The organism is Achromobacter sp. JD-1 (genome assembly GCF_038594925.1).
Classification (GTDB): Bacteria; Pseudomonadota; Gammaproteobacteria; order Burkholderiales; family Burkholderiaceae_B; genus Achromobacter; species Achromobacter spanius_C.
This window is the reverse complement of sequence record NZ_JBCGCS010000040.1, coordinates 1-18,446: the sequence shown is the minus strand read 5'-3', so window position 1 is coordinate 18,446 and position 18,446 is coordinate 1. Positions and strand designations below refer to the sequence as shown.

At 57.5% G+C, this 18,446-nt stretch carries 15 protein-coding genes; 7 read left to right on the top strand and 8 right to left on the bottom strand.

Annotated features, from left to right (window positions below):
- From WBR68_RS30600 to WBR68_RS30590, 3 genes are all read left to right on the top strand, one after another.
- A partial coding sequence (locus WBR68_RS30600) for a HigA family addiction module antitoxin (protein ID WP_230696163.1) occupies positions 1-249 on the top strand: 249 nt, incomplete at its 5' end.
- A 789-nt stretch (positions 250-1,038) separates the two neighbouring features.
- Positions 1,039-2,622, top strand: coding sequence for an ATP-dependent nuclease (locus WBR68_RS30595; RefSeq protein WP_230696162.1), 1,584 nt, complete (start codon positions 1,039-1,041; stop codon positions 2,620-2,622).
- On the top strand, positions 2,607-3,638 hold the full coding sequence (locus WBR68_RS30590; RefSeq protein ID WP_230696161.1) for an AAA family ATPase: 1,032 nt from the start codon (positions 2,607-2,609) through the stop codon (positions 3,636-3,638). Before WBR68_RS30595 ends, WBR68_RS30590 begins: the two co-directional genes overlap by 16 nt.
- A gap of 318 nt (positions 3,639-3,956) precedes the next feature.
- On the opposite strand, the gene WBR68_RS30585 is transcribed toward WBR68_RS30590, so the two are convergent.
- From WBR68_RS30585 to WBR68_RS30575, 3 genes are all read right to left on the bottom strand, one after another.
- Complete coding sequence (locus tag WBR68_RS30585; RefSeq protein WP_230696160.1) at positions 3,957-4,934, bottom strand: arsenic resistance protein; 978 nt, start codon at positions 4,932-4,934, stop codon at positions 3,957-3,959.
- A 139-nt stretch (positions 4,935-5,073) separates the two neighbouring features.
- Positions 5,074-5,733 carry a DsbA family protein gene (locus WBR68_RS30580; protein WP_230696159.1) on the bottom strand — a complete coding sequence of 220 codons (660 nt, stop codon included), beginning with the start codon at positions 5,731-5,733 and terminating at the stop codon, positions 5,074-5,076.
- Positions 5,730-6,074 (bottom strand): disulfide bond formation protein B, encoded by a 345-nt coding sequence (locus tag WBR68_RS30575; RefSeq protein ID WP_230696165.1) that lies wholly within the window; start codon positions 6,072-6,074, stop codon positions 5,730-5,732. The genes WBR68_RS30580 and WBR68_RS30575 overlap by 4 nt, the downstream gene beginning before the upstream one ends.
- On the opposite strand from WBR68_RS30575, the gene WBR68_RS30570 reads away from it, so the two are divergent.
- Positions 6,016-6,150: a hypothetical protein gene (locus WBR68_RS30570; RefSeq protein WP_342490526.1), complete on the top strand. Its 135-nt coding sequence runs from the start codon at positions 6,016-6,018 to the stop codon at positions 6,148-6,150. The two genes, WBR68_RS30575 and WBR68_RS30570, sit on opposite strands and share 59 nt — an antisense overlap.
- A 249-nt stretch (positions 6,151-6,399) precedes the next feature.
- On the opposite strand, the gene WBR68_RS30565 is transcribed toward WBR68_RS30570, so the two are convergent.
- The 4 genes from WBR68_RS30565 to WBR68_RS30550 form a co-directional block, all read right to left on the bottom strand.
- Positions 6,400-7,032: a cation transporter gene (locus WBR68_RS30565; protein ID WP_230696158.1), complete on the bottom strand. Its 633-nt coding sequence runs from the start codon at positions 7,030-7,032 to the stop codon at positions 6,400-6,402.
- Positions 7,033-7,296: 264 nt separating this feature from the next.
- The gene (locus WBR68_RS30560; RefSeq protein WP_342490525.1) at positions 7,297-8,694 is read right to left on the bottom strand and encodes a heavy metal sensor histidine kinase; all 1,398 of its coding nucleotides are present in this window, start codon (positions 8,692-8,694) and stop codon (positions 7,297-7,299) included.
- A gap of 2 nt (positions 8,695-8,696) precedes the next feature.
- Positions 8,697-9,386 (bottom strand): heavy metal response regulator transcription factor, encoded by a 690-nt coding sequence (locus WBR68_RS30555; protein WP_050448718.1) that lies wholly within the window; start codon positions 9,384-9,386, stop codon positions 8,697-8,699.
- A gap of 122 nt (positions 9,387-9,508) precedes the next feature.
- A complete protein-coding gene (locus WBR68_RS30550; RefSeq protein ID WP_230696157.1) occupies positions 9,509-9,850 on the bottom strand; it encodes a DUF4148 domain-containing protein in 342 nt (113 codons plus the stop codon).
- A 286-nt stretch (positions 9,851-10,136) separates the two neighbouring features.
- Here WBR68_RS30550 and WBR68_RS30545 point away from each other — a divergent pair, with 286 nt between their 5' ends.
- Genes WBR68_RS30545 through WBR68_RS30535 form a run of 3 tightly spaced genes read left to right on the top strand, consistent with a single transcriptional unit; the run spans position 10,137 to position 16,086 of the window.
- Complete coding sequence (locus WBR68_RS30545; protein WP_050448716.1) at positions 10,137-11,408, top strand: TolC family protein; 1,272 nt, start codon at positions 10,137-10,139, stop codon at positions 11,406-11,408.
- Positions 11,409-11,426: 18 nt separating this feature from the next.
- A complete protein-coding gene (locus WBR68_RS30540; protein ID WP_230696156.1) occupies positions 11,427-12,908 on the top strand; it encodes an efflux RND transporter periplasmic adaptor subunit in 1,482 nt (493 codons plus the stop codon).
- Between the two features lie 13 nt (positions 12,909-12,921).
- Positions 12,922-16,086, top strand: coding sequence for an efflux RND transporter permease subunit (locus WBR68_RS30535; protein ID WP_230696155.1), 3,165 nt, complete (start codon positions 12,922-12,924; stop codon positions 16,084-16,086).
- A gap of 313 nt (positions 16,087-16,399) precedes the next feature.
- Here the strand turns inward: WBR68_RS30535 and WBR68_RS30530 are convergent.
- A partial coding sequence (locus tag WBR68_RS30530) for an ATP-dependent DNA helicase (RefSeq protein ID WP_230696154.1) occupies positions 16,400-18,446 on the bottom strand: 2,047 nt, incomplete at its 5' end.

Sequence of the window (18,446 nt, the reverse complement as noted above, 5' to 3'; positions counted from 1 at the left end):
GTAATTGCCCCCTTGGGGCTATCTGTGACCGAGGCTGCTGACCGGCTGGCCATGTCGCGGGTGGCACTTTCCCGGGTGCTCAATGGCAAGGCTGGTATCAGCCCGGATCTGGCTGTCCGGCTGGAGCATGCTGGGGCCAGTACTGCCCAGGCTTGGGTCGCAATGCAGGCCAACTATGATTTGTGGCAAGCGCTACAGCATGAGCAGCCGCCTGTTCGGCCCTTGGCCTCAACGGCAGCAGCGCACTGACCTAAACCATCCGCCAAAGTAAAAGGCCGCCCTAGGGCGGCCTTTTGCTTTGGATGTACCAACGGGTTTGGTATGGGGCGGCCTTTCCCACCGGCTGCGCCGGCGGGGCCGTCCTGCGGACTTCGTGAGCGTCCCCCGGACGCTCACAGGTGCCCTTAAGGCCCCCGCCGCCAGGGCGGCGGCGGGTCCCTTAAAGCCACCACACAGGACGCACCCTCCGGGTGGGGTCATCTCTTTGATTTCTTTGGGTTTTCCTTGCGGCGGGCTGTTTTCTTTTGTCTGACAACGAACCGCCAACAAATACCGTGGGCCGCCAGGGTCGCTGCTCTGCGCGGGTTTCCGCCGTATACATCTGTCCGATCTTCGGCAGTTTGGGAGTCCGGCGCCCCGCGTTGCGACATCAATGAGACACATGTGAGACATGTGTGAGACACATATAAGACATACATGAGACAGGTGTGAGACAACGTTGAGACCAACCCGTTGTCGAAGTTCATTCAACTTGAAATTTGGTTCACTGACGTGGGTTTTTAAAAAATTTGTAGAGTGATGCGGCGTGTGGGTTGTCATCAGCGACAGTCGTGGCAAGGGCCACGGCGTGTAAGGCTGGAGTGCCTTGATCTTTTGGCTCTGATCGACCCCCGATTTTGTCCGTTTCTCACTCCCGCCAAGCTTGTTAGTATGCCGAGCTACATACGCACGAAGTAAATCTTGGTCTGCATCGAATTCGATCCGATAGCCGCAGATCACGGCGGCATCGGATGCATTTCCGCTTTGACTCGGTACTGAATGGAGAAAATGGACGTGGGAACAGTTCGACGGTTGGTACTCAAAAATTTCAAGCGCTTCAAGGCGCTGGAATTGGAATTCGATCCGGAGCTCAACATTCTGGTTGGCGGCAACGAAGCCGGAAAGAGTTCGGTGCTTCAGGCGATGGACATCGTGCTGAGCGCCAGTCGCAGCAAGGTCGAGGGCATTGGGCTCGAAGCACTGTTCAACGCCGACTGCATCGCCGAGTTCCTCGCTGGCACCAGGAAAATCATCGACCTGCCGGAGTTGCTGATCGAAGTCTATTTCGATGGCCTGCCGGGTCGCCACGACCTGGATGGGCGGAACAACAGTAAGAGCGCCGACCACCTTGGCATCAAGATGGTGTGCAAGCCACTTGACGAGTACACGAAGGAGATCGAGGCCATCCTTGCGGAGAAGCACGAGAACTTCCCGTTCGAGTACTACGGGGTACATTTCCTGACGTTCACGGACGAGGCTGTATTTCCGCACAAGAGACCGCTGCGGCACCTCCTGATCGACAGCTCACTGATCAACAACGAGCACGCCACGCGCGAGTACACGCGTGCAATGTATGCCGCGCATGCGAGCGTTGCCCAGCGCAACCTGCACGGCTTCGAATACCGAAAGGCGAAGGCGAAGTTCAAGGAGGACGTCTTCAAGACAATGAACGACGGGCTGGATGCCTACAAGTTCGATATCAGGACCAGTCCGAAGGCCAGCGTCGAGACCGACATCATCATCACCGAGGACGACATCCCGGTCGACAGCAAGGGTAAGGGACGCCAGTGTTTTATCAAGACAGAGTTCGCGCTGCGCAACCGGGAGCATACGCTTCACGTGCTTTTGCTGGAGGAGCCGGAGAACCATCTCAGTCAGGTGCATATGCGCAAGTTGATCGAGCGCATCCGTGCCTCCGTCAAGAAGCAGCTCTTTGTCGCCACGCATAGCAGCTTTATCGCGACACGGCTGAATCTCCGGAAAGTCCTGATCCTGAGCGAAGATAACCCATCGCAACCGGCCAACCTGAAGGATCTCAGCCCGGGAACCGCCGAGTTCTTCATGAAGGCGCCCGACAACAATGTCCTGGAACTAGCCTTGTGCAAAAAGGCGATCCTGGTTGAGGGTGACGCGGAATTCATCCTAATGGAGGCTCTCTACAAGATCAGTGCCCCGGGGTCCAGCCTGGATGCCGATAGCATTCATGTAATCTCGGTCGACGGCACCAGCTTCAAGCGCTACCTCGAACTTGCCAAGCTGCTGGGCATCAAGGTGGCGGCGATCCGAGACAACGACAAGGATCATGCAGCCAACTGCGTGGCGAACTACTCGGACCACGTGTCGGAATCCATACAGGTCTTCGCGGATCCCGACAACTCCCGCCATACCTTCGAGGTCTGCATATACCAGGACAACCAGACCGCCTGCGAGGATCTGTTCGCGGCGGGCCGCAAGACCCTGAACGTCGAGGAATACATGCTGAAGAACAAGACCGACGCCGCGTTCCAGTTGCTGGAAAAGAAGGGCGCCGCGCTGGCAGCTCCGGGTTACATCCAACAGGCGGTGGCATGGATAAGAGCGTAGTCTTTGCGGTCGCTGGGTCGGGCAAGACTACCCACCTAGTCACTGCGTTAGACGAGACGCGGCGCTTCCTGCTGGTCACATATACCGAGGCCAACCACGAAAACCTGCGCGCTAAGGTCATCGAGCGCTTCGGCTATCTTCCGCCCAACATCGCGATCTACACCTACTTCAGGTTCCTGCACAGCTTCTGCTACCGGCCGTTCCTACGCTCAGAGAAGGACACACTCGGCATCACTTTCAACGCTCCCGACCGGTTTCCGGTCTACCCTTTGACCGATGACCGGCGCTACATGTCGCCTGGCCGCAGGCTCTATGCGAACCGTCTCGCTAAGTTCATCGAGCAGTCTGGCCTGATTGGTGCGGTGGTGGCTCGCATGGAAAAGTACTTCGACGTCCTCTTCGTCGACGAGGTACAGGATTTTGGCGGGCATGACTTCAACTTCCTCCTGAGCATCAGCGTGGCCCAGGTGAGCATGTGCTTCGTCGGCGATTTTCATCAGCACACCTTCGACACGAGCCGTGACGGCAACGTCAATGTCAACCTGCATGAGAATTACGATGCCTACAAGAAGAGATTCGAGCGGGCTCGGCTAAAGGTCGATACCGAAATCTTCAAGCGCAGCCGACGTTGCAGCAAGAGCGTCTGCGACTTCATCACGGAGAAGGTCGGCATCGAGATTCAGGCCCATGCCGAGCGGACTAGTATCGTGCGCTTCGAGGACGACCCTGCAGCGGTTGCGATCCTCTACCGGGATCCTGGGACGGTCAAGCTGTTCTACAAGGAGCACCACAAGTACGGCTGCTTCTCCCAGAACTGGGGCGCGTCCAAAGGCATGGATCGCTACGAGGACGTATGCGTAGTGCTGAATCCTGGCAATGTGAAGGCCTGGAACGCTGGCAGCTTCCGAGACATCAACGCGGAGACGCGCAACAAACTATACGTCGCCTGCTCTCGCGCAAGAGGGAACCTGACGTTCGTCCCTGAATCTCTGCTGAAGGGGTACAAGCGCTCCTGAGTACTACTGCGCGGCACGAACAGCTGTGCTTGGCCACGCCACTACCGCGGCGTGACACTTAGCAGCGCGGGTCTTTGCCGTTCGAGGCCTTCAACTCGACCGGTCGAGCGTCTCCTCTGCGCCAATCTGCCCAGAGGCTTTGGCGGCAGATTGGCGGATGCGGATTCCCCTAGTTGGCCTGTCAACGAGTGGCGGCCGGCAGCCTGGGACCAGGCATTCGCAACATCGCGCCGGACGACAGATCATGGCCGCGAGCCGTCCTGCCGAAAGGCCGAAAACGACCCACAGCCGTCCTTCAGATACCCGGCAGATTCTATCCTAGCCGGCATGTCGGCGTGCTTGTGATCGGCCTAGTTTCGGAATCAATCGAACATAGACCAGTTCGCTGACCAATTCGACAATAGTTTGGGTCACGATGACCGCAGGCAAAAGCGGTACGGCGCCGGGCACCGCAAGAGCTAGAGGCAAAACCACCAGCGAATTGCGCGTCGCCGCACTGAACGCTATGGACCGGCCAGCAGAGGCCTCCAATCCAAATCCCTTTGCGATTATCCATCCGACAACGGGAGCGATTGCGGCAAATGCGATGTAGACAGGGATAACTCGCACGGCACTGCCGATGGCGTTACCCAACTGCGGAAGTACGGCCGCCACGACGACGAACAGAACTAGCGCCGTTGCGGGTACCGGTGCAAGTCCAAGGCTGCCTGCTACGCGGCTGCCCATGGTGCTGCGAGCAGCCCAAGCCTGTACAAGACCCGCCAAGACGAGGGGTACCACAATGAGCCATGCGAAGGCCTCGACGAACGGACCCACGCGAATCAGTTCTGCAGATGCCTTGCCCATGAACATTTTCAGATAGAGGGGCAGTAACGCCATCTGCAGCAGCAGCAAAGCAGGAGTGGCGGCAAGTAGGAGCTTTGCGTCAGCACGGCCTAGGTGAGAAAACGTCACGACATAGTCGATGCATGGCGTCAGGAGCACAAGCAGCACACCCAGCCGGACCATCGGATCCTCGGGAAGGAAAGGCACCAAACCCAATATGACGAGAGGGATGGCCAAGAAATTCGCGCAGAGTAGCGCCCCAAGGAAGCGCACCCTTGTGAATGCTCTTCGCAATTCCGAAATCGGAACTTGCAAGAAGGTCACGAAGAGCATGAAAGCAAGTGTGGGATTGATCAGTGGCTCGAGCCCGCCGCTGTTCGGTATTGCGAAGGCGCAAAGCACCGCTATAAAGATTGCGGCGGAGTAGATAGATACCTGATGGATCTCCAGGCGATCTCGAAGCTTAGGCATGGCAGAATGCAGTGAGAGTGAAATTTGCGGCCGTGTGAAAGACTTCCCGGCACTGCACGCAGTGTACGTTCATCTCCATCTAGGCTGAGATATTGAAGTCGGTCTGAACGCCCCGGATGGGCGTCCAGCTTCACAATGACTATTTCTTGCTTCCTTGTCGCGCATGCTCGATCGCGGCTGAAAGGTCCTGCGGCGTTAGCTTGCCCAAGCGAGTTCCATTCACAAAGAACGTCGGCGTACCTTTGATGCCCGCCGCATTGGCGTCTGCCTCGTCTGCCCTGATGAGCGCGCTGATCGCAGGATCATGCATGTCTCCTCGCGCCTTTTTCTCATCCAGGCCCGCCTGCACCGCGGCGCGCCAAGCGGCGGCGACCCCGGGATCATCGTGCCACTCGGGCTGAGCTTTAAGCATCGCTTCCAATACGGGTTCGAATAGGCCCTGCCGACGTGCAGCTTCGAGCATCCGGACGGTTTCCTCAGATCCCTTGTGAAACAGCACATAACGCATGACGACCCGGACCTCGTTCGGATACTTGCTCAAGATCTGTTTGACGTAAGGGTAGAAAGCACGGCATCCCTCGCAAGAGGGATCGAAGAACTCCACGACAGTGACAGGAGCATCGAATTGTCCGATTACCGGGGAATGAAACCGCACCAGCGTCGCAGCTCCCGGCGAATCCGTTCCGGACTGGTCGGCCCCGCGCGCGGGCACGTCCGCCGGCCGCGTGTAAAAAGCGGCGAAGGCAAAGATAGCGATTGAGGCAACACTGATGGATATGACAAGAAGGCGTCGATTCATTTGTTGGTGTGATGACGGACAAGGAAGAGGGAAATGACAATCAAAGCGAAAGCGAGCAGCGACACAAAGGGTAGGGGTATGGAACCGAGGATTGCCATCTCTGCCCCCGAGCAAGAAGTCTCTGCCGAGCAGGAGACGATCTCCGGTTCAATCACTCCCCAGTACAACAAGGTGTGATAGCCGGCGAATCCCGCGCCGATCACGGCCAGCGGCATGGCGTAGCGCCAACCGTCATGGTCTCCTCTATAGCTAGCGACCCCTAGCACTAGTGCTAAGGGGAACATGAATATCCGCTGGTACCAGCACAACACGCACGGCGTCCTGCCCATTACCTCGCCGATGAATACTGCCGACAGCGTCGCAACCAAGGCTGTTATCCAACCTATGGTCAGCCAAATGGTGGCGGCCCTAGAATGACGCGTGGTTTGCTTTGAAACGCTCGTCACCGCAAGCTCCTATCAATACACTGGGGAGGGCAGTAGCCCGAGTACTTCAATGTCCGTGAGCAGTCGTGCTTGTGAAGTGAGAACCGGAATAGCTTTCGAGCGCGCATGTTGGCGGCAAACTTCAAACCTGACAATTGGCCTTGTGAAAGATTGAAAGTCCTCGATTTGCAAGGTGCTCCCCGTTGAACAATCGCTTGCGAATCATGAGGCATTTCTCGGATCAAGAGGCATTCGAGGGGGGCTCTTCTCCGGCTTCGGCTGCGTCGCTGAGAATTTCCCGCCCACCTTTGGCAGCAATTGCCGCCACCACCAACCCAAGAATCAGGTCTGGCACGTTCGATCCCGACCACATCACAAGTGCTCCGGACAAGACGATGGCGAGATTCACGATCGAGTCGTTGCTAGTGAATATGGCCGAAGCCTTGAAATTCACGTCTTCCCCCCGATGACGCTTCAACAGGCGTAGGCATATGAGGTTTAATGCGGCGTTGATTGCCGCCATTACCATCATGGCAGGGCCAATCGGCGGTTCGCCACCAAAGAAGCGGCGGAGCACCTCCACAAGCAACATTATTGCCAGGCCGATCAGCAACCACCCGGAAAGACGGGCCGCTCGGACCTTGATTTCCCGCGCCCGCCCTACTGCATAGAGGCTAACTCCGTACACCGATGCGTCTGCCAAGTTGTCCAGTGCGGCGCCTATCAGCGCGGTCGAGGACGCCCACAGACCAACGCCTGCGCCGACGATACTCTGCGCGAGATTAATTAGCAGCACCAACGTCAGGGTACGGCGGTCCTCTGACTCGTTGGAGTCGAGATTTTGTGTCCTGTCTTGGGCGCAGTTCTCACTCATAGATCTCTCCTTGATGCCGCCACTGGAAAGCGTCGGTAACGCTAATTACACGCCCTAAACGGGGTGGAGGGTCAAGATGTGCAGTCGCCGAATGGGCTGCCTTGTGTGGTGACCGCCCAGGCCGGCTTTGTAGATCGCTTGGATATCCTTGGATAGAGTCGATTTCCGCGTGCAAGCGGTTAGGTCGTTGGCTTATCGTTGGCTGCCGTCGTCAACCGGATTTGCCCTACGTTATCGGTCCGTCTCGGTTCTGAGGTTTTATACTTAGATGGGTGTAGAAGGCTTCCGAGCAGCATTCGACCTGAGAGAGTTGGTGATTTCCAGTTCACACTCCGGGCACGGCACGTCGATTCTGAAACCTATTGTCGTGTGCCGGCCGGCCGACTGTGCAAAAGTAGTGCCGCCATGCATGCGGGCAATGGCGGCGACAATGGCAAGTCCCAGGCCGTGATGATTTGCTTCAAATTCACGGGAACTGTCGGTTCGATAAAAGCGGTAAAAAAGGCGAGGTAAGTGCTCGGGCGCGATCGGCGCGCCTTCATTGCACACGGCTAACACCACCTCGCCGACTTTCTCGTTCGACAGGCTGATCGTTATGACGCTTTTCGGAGTGGCATAACGGATCGCGTTTGAAAGCAGGTTGGAAACCGCCCGCTGGAATAGCGGTCTGTCTATCCGCGAAGCCGCATCGCCTTCTACGACAATGGATACGCCAGCCTCCAGGGCTTCGGCCTCATGGTACTGGCTCACTTCATGCACAATCGCTGCAATACTGTGTTCCCATGCCCCCCTGACCCTAGCACCTCGATCGGCCTGCGATAGGAAAAGCATGTCTTTCACGATGCTGGACAGCCGTTCCAATTCTTCGAGATTCGATCCCAAAATATCCAGCAGCGCGTCTCGGTCGGGACGTGTCCGCAGGGCAAGCTCCGTTTCACCGATCAACGTGGTTAGCGGCGTACGCATTTCGTGGGCCACATCGGCATTGAAACCTTCCATTTGAACGTAAGCTCGCTCCAAGCGCTGCAATACTGCATTGAATTGGCGCACGAGTGGCAAGATTTCAATTGCTTGGCCTGCCTCATTGAGGCGCTCACCGATGCGGTCTGGTGAAAGCTTGGCGGCCTGCTGCGCGAGCGAGTCCAAGGGCGTGAGCGCCATTCGCACTGTGATGGTTCCCATGGTCGCCACCACAAGCGAGCCTAAAAGAGCGCAGGCGAACAGCGTCCATGCTAGCCCTCTGCGAAGCCGCACATCCTCCGAAATATCGAGAACCAGTCTGGCGGTCAATGACCCGCCCGGTGTGCCTGGATGTGGCAAGAGGAACGAAATGCTGCGTTCCCGATCGGCATCGTTGTCGAGCGGGTTGCCAAAGACGACGGGCTTTCCGTTAACTTCTAGAACTAGTGTGAACTCGGGGCGTCCGTAGAAAAAATCCTCGAGTTTGTGTTGCATCCTGGCCGAGTCGCCATCGGCACCATTCTCTTCGACGACGTGACGAACTACTTCAACCTTCTGTTGCATCAGTGCGTCTTGGCGACGGGCGAGGTTGAGATTTGTCGCGTAATAGACCGCGATGCAGACCAAGCTCAGTGCTATGAAGGTTTGGATCGCGAGTCTTTGCGATAGCCAGCGCCTTAGGGATCTAGGCTGTTTGCCCACAATTAAGTTTCCCGGACTTCCAGCACATAGCCCATACCACGCACTGTGTGCAGCAACTTGTTGTCAAACGGATCATCGACCTTGCCTCGTAGGCGCCGGATAGCGACTTCAACTACGTTGGTGTTGCTGTTGAAGTTCATGTCCCAAACTTGTTCGGCCAACTCGAGCCGCGACAGTACTTCTCCTTGCTTTCGCATTAGAAGCGTCAGAAGAGTGAACTCCTTTGCTGTCAGTTCCAAACGCTGTCCGTTTCGACTCGCGCGTCTGCGCAAAAGGTCCAGATCAAGGTCTCCGACTCGAAGCAAGTTGGGGCTTTCTGCCTGGGGGGCCTGTCGGCCACTGCGCCGGACCAGTGCTAACACACGCGCCAGCAATTCCGACAACGCAAATGGCTTGGAAAGGTAGTCGTCTGCGCCTTCATGCAAGCCGTGGACGCGGTCTTCGAGCTTGTCTCTCGCTGTGAGCATAAGGACCGGAACCTGACTGGTCTTCCGCAGCTCCTTCAGGATGCTAAGACCGTCTATGCCAGGCAGCATGATGTCAAGAAGGACGAGATCGTATTCGCTTTCTTGAGCAAGATGAAGACCGACTCGGCCTTCGGTCGCGACGTCGACAATATAGTTGTGGTCGGTGAGCGCGCGTCTTAAATACTCGGCAAGCTTTTTCTCGTCTTCGATTACAAGAACTTTCATGTTTGCCAACAGAGGAAGATGCCAGGAGCGGCAGTACAGCGAATATTCTAGTCCAGGCATGATCCCCCATTGATATCCATTTGGGACCAAAGAGCGACCAGCGGTCCAAACTTCAATCGGCCTTAGCCTGGCGTGTAGATTTGGTCAATACGAGCACGCTCCTCGGAGCTCGTCGCTGCGGCTTCGCTCTGCACCTCTGCGCGTGTACGACCAGTCCCTTGTTTCGACCACCCAGGTGTAGCCAAGCTTCTGTACGTTAAGGCCCAAGCGCGCTTGTCAGCCTTCGCTTCAGCGAGTTCCGCCTTGACCTGTTCGGCGGACTTTCCTCCGGTTGCGTGGCCGAAAGCGGTCTCATAGCCGATCTCGGTATTTGTTTGATGCCACGAGTCCGACGCCTGCGCGGTGGTCGATAACAAAAGTGCAGCGCCGAGCGTGAGTGCAAATCGGGTGCGATAGGTCAGCATGAGAGTCTCCGGATTCCTTGGTAGGCACGGCGGTTGCACGGCCTACACGCTTGTGATGAAGCGGTTGTGACACTCTACGGAATTGATCCTGTCAATTCGCAAACACCCTGATTACAAAATCGTAAGCGCGGCCAACATTACGGAATTGTCATGTTGCTGTCGAGAATTTGACGAGGTGCGTTGGATAAAGTGCCGGGCACACTCCCTATTCCCGCTCGCGACATACGAGTGGGCCAGTTGATTGCGGGCGCGCTCACCATAGCAGGCCCTCCTACCGGTTAAGATCATGCGTGTATTCCTGCCGCCGCTCGCTGTCGCGGCCATGCTTTGTTTTGTTTCGCCCCAGGTCAAAGCCGCAGAGACGCAAAATTCGTTTCTTGCAACACCTAATTCCACAAGCAAGTCCGGTTCGCATGAGCGCCGATTGACGCTGGATGAGGCGTTAGCTGCTGCGCTGGAGCGAAATCCAGGCCTGGCTGCGGCAAAGCACGAAGCAGCCGCAGGCGATGGCCAAGTTACTCAAGCTGGCCTGATGCCGAATCCTTCCATAGACGTCAGCGTCGATGACACGAAGAAGGCAACACGTACGACCACGGCCTTGCTGAGCATGCCGGTCGAGTTGGGGGGCAAGCGCGCTGCACGCGTCAGCGCTGCGGAGCTTTCACGCGATATAGCCAGGCAGGACGTGCACAGCGCTCGCGCCACGCTGCGCGCGGCGGTCGTCACTGCGTTCTTTGACATGGCGGTCGCGCAAGAGGCGGTTCGCGTGACGGAACAGAATGTCGACATTGCCTCAGGCGCTCTACGCTTGGCCGAACGCAGGGTCGCAGCTGGAAAGGCACCTCCGCTAGAAAGCGGTAAGGCCGGGGTCGCCCTAGCAAATTCGCGGATTGAGGCGCGTGCCGCGCGGGCAAAGCTGGAGGACGCGCGCCGCAATCTGTCTGTTCTATGGGGTGAGAACGACCCGGATTTTGGCTACGTGACGGCGAACATTGACGCCTTGCCAACGCGCGAGACATTGGATGCATTGCGCGCCAGTCTGGCGGAATCTCCATTTATGCAGTCCGGCCGGATCGCTGTGCAGTTGGGCGAGGCCCAGGTCGCCGTTGAGAAAAGCAAGCGCTTTCCGGACATCACTCTCAGCGCGGGTATTGCCCGTGACAATGAAGCAGGTCGCGACAAACCGCAGATTGGTATTTCAATCCCTCTGCCGCTGATCGACCGCAACCAGGGCAATGTGTATGCGGCGTCCATGCAAGCGTACAAAGCCAAGGATACCTTCCGCGATCTGGAAGCCCGCTTGACGGCTGATCTGCTGCGAGCGGTTACCCAATTCGACCTCGCCCTTGCTACGGCAAAGGATTACAGGAGTTCCGTGCTCCCAGGAGCGACGCAAGCCTACGAGTCAGCTCGGAAGGGCTTTGAAGCGGGAAAGTTCGGCTTTCTTGAAGTGCTGGATGCGCAACGGACGCTTTCAGACGGGAATATCGCCTACCTAAAAGTCGTGGCGACCGCGTATCAAGCCCGTTCCGAAATTGACCGACTTCTCGGACATTGAGTTTCTAAGAGATAAAACATGTTGAAAAAGGCATATTCGTCCGCCGTGAAGCGTCTCTCTGGCGCTACGGCTCTCACGAGTTTGGCGCTGTTCCTAAGCATCGGTACTTTACATGCCGCAGAGGATGAGCACGGTCATGAAGAGCAAGAGTCTGAGACGGCCGGCCCTAACGGTGGCGCCTTGACATTGCGGGACCAGTTAGGAGTAGAACTGCTGCTTAGTGAAGATAAAGGTGAGGCTCGCCTGAAGATCTGGGGCTATGACGGTGACAAGGCCGTCCCCGTGGATGCCGCAGAAGCGAAGGTCCAAGTGAGACGGCCGAATGGAGAGATTGAAGCTCTCACGTTTCGCAAGGAAGGCAGCGCATTGGTGAGCGAGCAAACCGTCGGAGAGCCGCACTATCTGGAGGTCGACGCGGAGGTCAAGCTCCCTGGCCAATCTGAGGCGATGCATGCGTCGCTAGAAAAAGACGAGGGAAAGATCGCGCTGTCCGCTGAACAAGTGCAGACGGCCGGTATAAAGCTCGCCACCGCCGGCCCGGCACCATTGGCTACGTCTGCGCAATTTCCTGGCGAAATAAAGTTCAACGCTGACCGTACAGCGCACGTGGTACCCCGCATGGCCGGAATTGTGGAAAGCGTTTCCGCGGACCTTGGGCAACAGGTGAAAAAGGGAGAGCTGTTGGCCGTCATTTCCAGCGCATCGCTGTCCGAATTGCGAAGTGAATGGCTTGCAGCGACCAAGCGGCGTGATTTGGCTGCGCAGACACATGCTCGGGAGCAACGGCTTTGGCGCGAAAAAGTTTCCGCTGAGCAGGACTATCAGGTCGCCCGAGCTTCATTTCAAGAGGCGGAGATCGCCGTGCAAAATGCTGTGCAGAAGCTGCGTGCCGTCGCGGCGGCACCGCGCTCAACCGAGCTTGCATCGCTCGAAATTCGTGCACCATTCGACGGGATGGTTGTGGAGAAGCACATTGCACTTGGGGAAGCGCTGGCTGCGGATGCGAGCATTTTTACGATATCCGATTTGCGCACGGTTTGGGCGGAATTCTTGATCGCTCCCAAGGACTTGCAAGCGGTGCGCGTAGGAGAAGACGCTATCGTCTCGTCCACCGCATTTTCCGAAACTGCGCAGGGTGAGGTCTCTTATATCGGATCATTGCTGGGTCAACAAACACGCACGGCTACTGCACGGGTAACGCTTAACAATCCGGGAGCTGCATGGCGGCCGGGGTTGTTTGTCACGGTGCAGGTGGTGACAGACAGTTCAGAAGTTGCAGTCGGCGTCGACCCTGATGCCGTTCACACGATTGACGGCCAGAACGTCGTCTTTATTGAGGTCCCCGGCGGATTTTTGCCGCAGCCCATTACGATAGGCAAAAGCTCCAACGCCATGGTAGAGGTCACGCGCGGTTTGAAGGTGGGCGTACGGTACGCGGTCGAGAATGCATTTGTACTGAAATCGGAGCTCGGCAAGGCCAGCGCCGACCACGCACACTGATCGCGGAGAGACCATGTTTGAACGCCTCATCCGATTTTCGATTGAACAGCGCTGGTTGGTTCTATTCCTTACCTTGGGAATGGCTGCGGTCGGCATATATAACTACACGCGCCTGGCAATCGACGCGGTTCCCGACATCACGAACGTCCAGGTTCAAGTCAACGTAGCGGCGCCCGGCTACTCTCCGCTTGAGACGGAGCAACGTATTACCTATCCGATTGAGACGGTAATGGCCGGCCTCCCGGGGCTAGAGCAAACGCGGTCCTTGTCACGCTACGGGCTGTCCCAAACCACGGTGATCTTTGAAGATGGCACTGACATCTACTTCGCGCGACAACTGGTCAACCAGCGATTGCAGGAGGCGCGCGAGAGCTTGCCGGCAGGAATAACACCTTCTCTCGGGCCCATTTCATCGGGCTTAGGGGAGATCTTTTTGTGGACGGTCGAAGCTGAGCACGATGCGAGAAAGGAGGATGGGACGCCGTACACCCCGATGGATCTGCGTGAATTGCAGGATTGGGTTATCAAACCGCAACTGCGCAATATACCCGGCGTTACCGAGGTGAATTCGATAGGTGGCTTCGCGAAGGAGTATCAAGTCGCGCCGAGCACTGAGCGGCTCGCATCCTATGGCTTGACCCTTGCCGACATTATGACTGCCCTAGAGAACAACAACTCGAACGTGGGTGCTGGGTACATCGAGCGCAAGGGAGAGCAGTATCTGATTCGAGCACCAGGCCAGGTCAAATCCATTGAAGACATTGGCAACGTGGTGTTGACCTCGGTCGGCGGACGGGCAATTCGTATTCGGGATGTTGCCGATGTCGGTATCGGCCGTGAACTGAGAACAGGGGCGGCCACAGACAACGGGCAGGAAGTGGTGCTGGGCACGGTCTTCATGCTGATTGGCGAGAATAGCCGTGCCGTATCACTGGCGGTGTCGGAGAAGCTCGAAGTCATCAACAAATCTCTGCCGGCCGGGGTGAAGGCGATCACCGTGTACGACCGCACCAATTTGATTGACAAAGCCATCGCCACGGTCAAAAAGAACCTCCTTGAGGGTGCTGCGCTGGTAATCGTAGTGTTGTTTGTATTCCTCGGGAACATACGCGCTGCGCTCGTCACCGCAATGATAATTCCGTTGTCAATGCTGTTCACCTTTACGGGGATGGTCGCATATAAGGTTAGTGCGAACCTCATGAGTCTAGGTGCCTTGGATTTCGGAATCATCGTCGATGGCGCCGTCGTCATTGTGGAGAACTGCGTTCGGCGGTTGAGCCACGCGCAGGCTCATCATCAACGCCCACTGACCCGGACTGAGCGCTTCCACGAAGTTTTTGCAGCCGCTCGTGAAGCACGCCGCCCATTGCTATTTGGGCAACTGATCATCATGGTGGTGTATCTGCCGATCTTCGCGCTAAGCGGTGTGGAAGGGCGCATGTTCCACCCCATGGCCTTGACAGTGGTTTTGGCTCTCCTCGGAGCGATGATCCTGTCCGTGACGTTTGTGCCTGCGGCGGTTGCGTTGTTCATAGGAAACAAAGTTTCGGAGAAGGAAAGCCGTCTGATGGTGTGGGCTACCCGCCGTTACCAGCCGCTCCTCGAAGGTTCGCTGCGGCGTACGCCATGGGTGCTGGGTGCGGCAACCGTCTTGGTGGTGCTATGCGGAGTGCTGGCGTCACGATTGGGCAGCGAATTTATCCCGAACTTAAACGAGGGAGACATAGCAATTCAAGCCCTTCGAATCCCAGGTACAAGCCTTACACAGTCTGTCGAGATGCAGAAGCAGATCGAGGCTCGCCTGAAAGAGAAGTTCCCCGAGATCGAACGAGTGTTCGCGCGTACGGGAACTGCGGAAATTGCTTCCGACGCCATGCCGCCAAATATCTCGGACGGCTACGTGATGTTGAAGCCGCTGGACGAATGGCCGACCCCCAGGAAGTCGCATGCCGAGTTGTTGGCGGCGATCCGTGAGGAAGCCGCACAGATTCCAGGAAATAACTATGAATTCTCCCAGCCGATCCAGCTGCGATTCAACGAGCTGATCTCTGGCGTTCGCAGCGACGTGGCAGTAAAGGTGTTCGGCGATGACAACGACGTGCTAAACGCAACCGCCGCTGAGATCGCTGAAGTGTTGGAACAGGTGCCCGGCGCATCCGAGGTTAAAGTCGAGCAGACCACGGGGTTGCCCATGCTCACGGTCAACATTGATCGCGAACGCGCAGCGCGCTACGGTTTGAGCCTGACCGCAATACAGGACACGCTAGCGATCGCAGTGGGTGGCCGAGAAGCAGGCACCTTCTTTCAAGGTGACCGTCGCTTCGATATCGTCGTGCGCTTACCCGAAACTGTGCGGGCAAATATAGCTGAACTCCGCAACCTGCCAATTGCATTGCCGGCTTCTGCGGGACTGGCGCAGGCCGCCTACATTCCGTTAAGTGAGGTAGCCAGCTTTGATCTTTCGCCCGGGCCGAATCAGATCTCGCGAGAAGACGGTAAGCGGCATGTTGTGGTGAGTGCGAACGTTCGCGGGAGAGACCTGGGTTCATTCGTCGCTCAGGCCACGACGGACATCCAGCAACGCGTGAAGGTTCCTACGGGCTACTGGACCTCATGGGGCGGAACCTTCGAGCAGCTACAGTCCGCAGCTCAGCGGCTTCAAATTGTCGTGCCGGCCGCATTGCTCCTCGTTTTCGGGCTATTGTTTGCGATGTTCGGAAACGTTCGAGATGGCCTCATCGTCTTCACGGGCATCCCGTTTGCTTTAACCGGTGGCATTATCGCGTTATGGCTTAGGGACATTCCGCTGTCTATCACCGCAGCCGTTGGCTTTATCGCGCTGTGCGGCGTGGCTGTGTTGAATGGTTTGGTCTTGCTTTCGTTTATCAGCTCCATGCGTGAGGCCGGAAAATCACTGGACCGCGCCGTTCGCGAAGGTGCTATTAGCCGATTGCGGCCGGTATTGATGACCGCATTAGTGGCATCGCTGGGCTTTGTTCCAATGGCGATTGCAACTGGCACGGGCGCAGAGGTGCAGCGGCCGTTGGCTACTGTAGTGATAGGTGGCATCATATCGTCGACGATCCTGACACTGCTGGTGCTACCCGCGCTCTATCGCTTGGTTCACAGGCGCGATATTGAGGAGCTCGAATTGGCGGACGCCAAGTCGAGCGCGTGAGGCGCTTCGCCACGCAAATTTGATTTGTTTTGGCGATCGTTCAGCCAGGGCCCTTTCGTGGTCTCATCGGACGTTGTCGTGGCCTGCCCGGGGGGCAGGTCCATGGCACTAGTATCGGCGGATAGACTGTGCGCGTAACAGCCAAGCGACTTAGGCCCCTCACCGTCCTTTAACGGAGTCTGGCGAAACGTCCGCTTGTCGCCGAAAGATGTCTCCCCCAGGGTTCCAGCCACCCGCGTCTTTTCGATGTGAAGGAAAGAGCCCTCGAATGTCAAATTGAAAAACGGCGCTTGAATGGACTGCATCGCGTTCCCTATTTAGAGTGGTGGTACATGGCTGCGGGCGCCTTGTGCGGACGCCATGGACGGGTAGATTCCAACCCGATGTCCAACGCCGCCGTTTTCTCCTCCAGCCGGTTCACGGCGCCGGACAGCTTTGCGGCATTCTCGGTATAGATTTCCGTGTGAAAGCGCGCCCGCGAAATTGCCACGTAGTAGACGTCGCGCTGCGTGGTGCGGCTAAAACTCTCGGAGTTGATCAGCGCGCGATCGCAGGTCAGTCCCTGCGCGCTGTGGCTCGTGGACGCGTAGGCCCGATCTAGATGCAGCGGCGCTGTTGCCGCGTTCATCGTGATTCGTCGGCCGTTGCCGCCGATGGTGACCGTCGTGGGCGTGACGGCGAGCACCTCAAACCGATCACCGTTGGCCAAATCGAGAGCCGCGTTGTGCCTCGTCGCCCGAACCCAATCGCCAGCGGATAATTCTGCCTTGACCGGTTCGTAGACCGACAGCTTGGTGGCGCGGGCAGGATTGAAGGTGGTTCGGACCTTACTTTCCATATGCTCAACGACTAGGTCATTGGGCTTTCCGGCAAGCGCGCCAATGACGCGGTACATCTCGCCCTGCCGCAAATTTCCGGCTTTGTAGTCCCGCTCCGGCTGCACAATATCCCCAGCGATGAAGTACTTGGCCACTCGCCGTTCTGCCTGCGTAGTGTCACGTCGAGTAAGCATCTTGAACTCAAAGCCGCAGCCGCCGAGGCCAAGTGCTTGATGGGTGGCCTCGTTTAAGGCATTCCGCGAATCGTTCGTCCCGGTCACGATAAGCGTCTCCCGCCGCTCATCGTCGTTCAGCGTTGCGTATCGCGTCGCTATCGCGTCGTATCGTTCGCCGTCGTCCTTGATGGTGTGCACGGCTTTTAGCTTCTGATCTAACACGCCAAGGGAAGCCGAGGCCTGACCCTTTGCCGCTAGTTCCACCGCAGCCTTCAATTCGGGGGACTTTTGCCGAATGATGTCGCCCATTAGGGCCGTAGCCATGCCAGCGACCTGCAACTGGTGAAACGGACGGCCAGCCTCGATGGCCTTGGTTTGGCCCGTGTCGCCCAGCATGACGATGCGTGCGTCGTCAGCCTCCGCCATTTTCATCAGGCGTTCCATGAGGCGGGCTGGGACCACGCCCGCCTCATCGATGACCAGGACGGTTTTCGGGTCGAGCTTGAACCGGTCTTTCTGACGTGCCTCCAGAACAGACGCTACGGTCCGGGATTCCATTCCTAGTTCCCGCAAGGCCTCGATCTGCTTGCCGTAGGACGCCACGGCCTGGACCTTGAAGCCCGCAGCTTCAGCGGCCTCCTTGACCTGAGCCAGCATGTGCGACTTTCCGGTTCCCGCCAGGCCTTGGACGCCGATGAACCGGTGTGGCGTGCTGAGGATCAGATTGGCGGCCGCCAGCTGGCCAGGCTTGAGCGAGCGGCCCGCCATAGCGCCTTGGGCTGCTCGAATATCCAAGATTGGCGCGACCTGGTCACGCCCCTCGCGCTCGATCTGCAGGATTCGCTTTTCGCGCTCCCGAGCCACCTGTGTGGTGTACCTTGCGCCGGTCGGAACAAGCTCGCCTCGAGCAATGGAAATGCGGATTCTTTCTTCCGCATGTTTCTTGCTCATGCCACCGCCAACGAGGGCGGCGACCAAGTCCGACCGTGATTCGCCGGCGCCGTCTTTATCCTTCGCGTGCCGGTACTGAATCGTCCCAAGGATCAGATGGCCTCTATCAAGTGAGCGTTTGACGGCCGATTTGAGGTCGCCCAGCTTTATGCCCATGCCGTGCGAACGGCGCAGCGCGGTCTTCAGCATCTCCTTTCCGTCCATCACGGATTCGCGTTCGGTGTGGTGCTTGATCGCCCACCGGAGACATTCGTCCGCAATCAGAGCAGCCGCCTCCGGCGTCAATTCCTGCCGGGGTGGCTTGCCGCCTTCCAATCCGGCTTCCTTTTCCAGTGGTCGCTTTGCTCCATTGAAATCAATGCCGAGTTCAGTCGCCTGTCGTTCCCAGTCACGCTGAAGCTCTTCGCGAGAAATT

Bases quoted from the DNA above. Each gene is read 5' to 3' on its own strand.
- WBR68_RS30595 (WP_230696162.1), top strand. From the start codon at position 1,039: ATGGAGAAAATGGACGTGGGAACAGTTCGACGGTTGGTACTCAAAAAT.
- WBR68_RS30590 (WP_230696161.1), top strand. From the start codon at position 2,607: ATGGATAAGAGCGTAGTCTTTGCGGTCGCTGGGTCGGGCAAGACTACC.
- WBR68_RS30585 (WP_230696160.1), bottom strand. From the start codon at position 4,934: ATGCCTAAGCTTCGAGATCGCCTGGAGATCCATCAGGTATCTATCTAC.
- WBR68_RS30580 (WP_230696159.1), bottom strand. From the start codon at position 5,733: ATGAATCGACGCCTTCTTGTCATATCCATCAGTGTTGCCTCAATCGCT.
- WBR68_RS30570 (WP_342490526.1), top strand. From the start codon at position 6,016: ATGAATATCCGCTGGTACCAGCACAACACGCACGGCGTCCTGCCCATT.
- WBR68_RS30565 (WP_230696158.1), bottom strand. From the start codon at position 7,032: ATGAGTGAGAACTGCGCCCAAGACAGGACACAAAATCTCGACTCCAAC.
- WBR68_RS30555 (WP_050448718.1), bottom strand. From the start codon at position 9,386: ATGAAAGTTCTTGTAATCGAAGACGAGAAAAAGCTTGCCGAGTATTTA.
- WBR68_RS30550 (WP_230696157.1), bottom strand. From the start codon at position 9,850: ATGCTGACCTATCGCACCCGATTTGCACTCACGCTCGGCGCTGCACTT.
- WBR68_RS30545 (WP_050448716.1), top strand. From the start codon at position 10,137: ATGCGTGTATTCCTGCCGCCGCTCGCTGTCGCGGCCATGCTTTGTTTT.
- WBR68_RS30540 (WP_230696156.1), top strand. From the start codon at position 11,427: ATGTTGAAAAAGGCATATTCGTCCGCCGTGAAGCGTCTCTCTGGCGCT.
- WBR68_RS30535 (WP_230696155.1), top strand. From the start codon at position 12,922: ATGTTTGAACGCCTCATCCGATTTTCGATTGAACAGCGCTGGTTGGTT.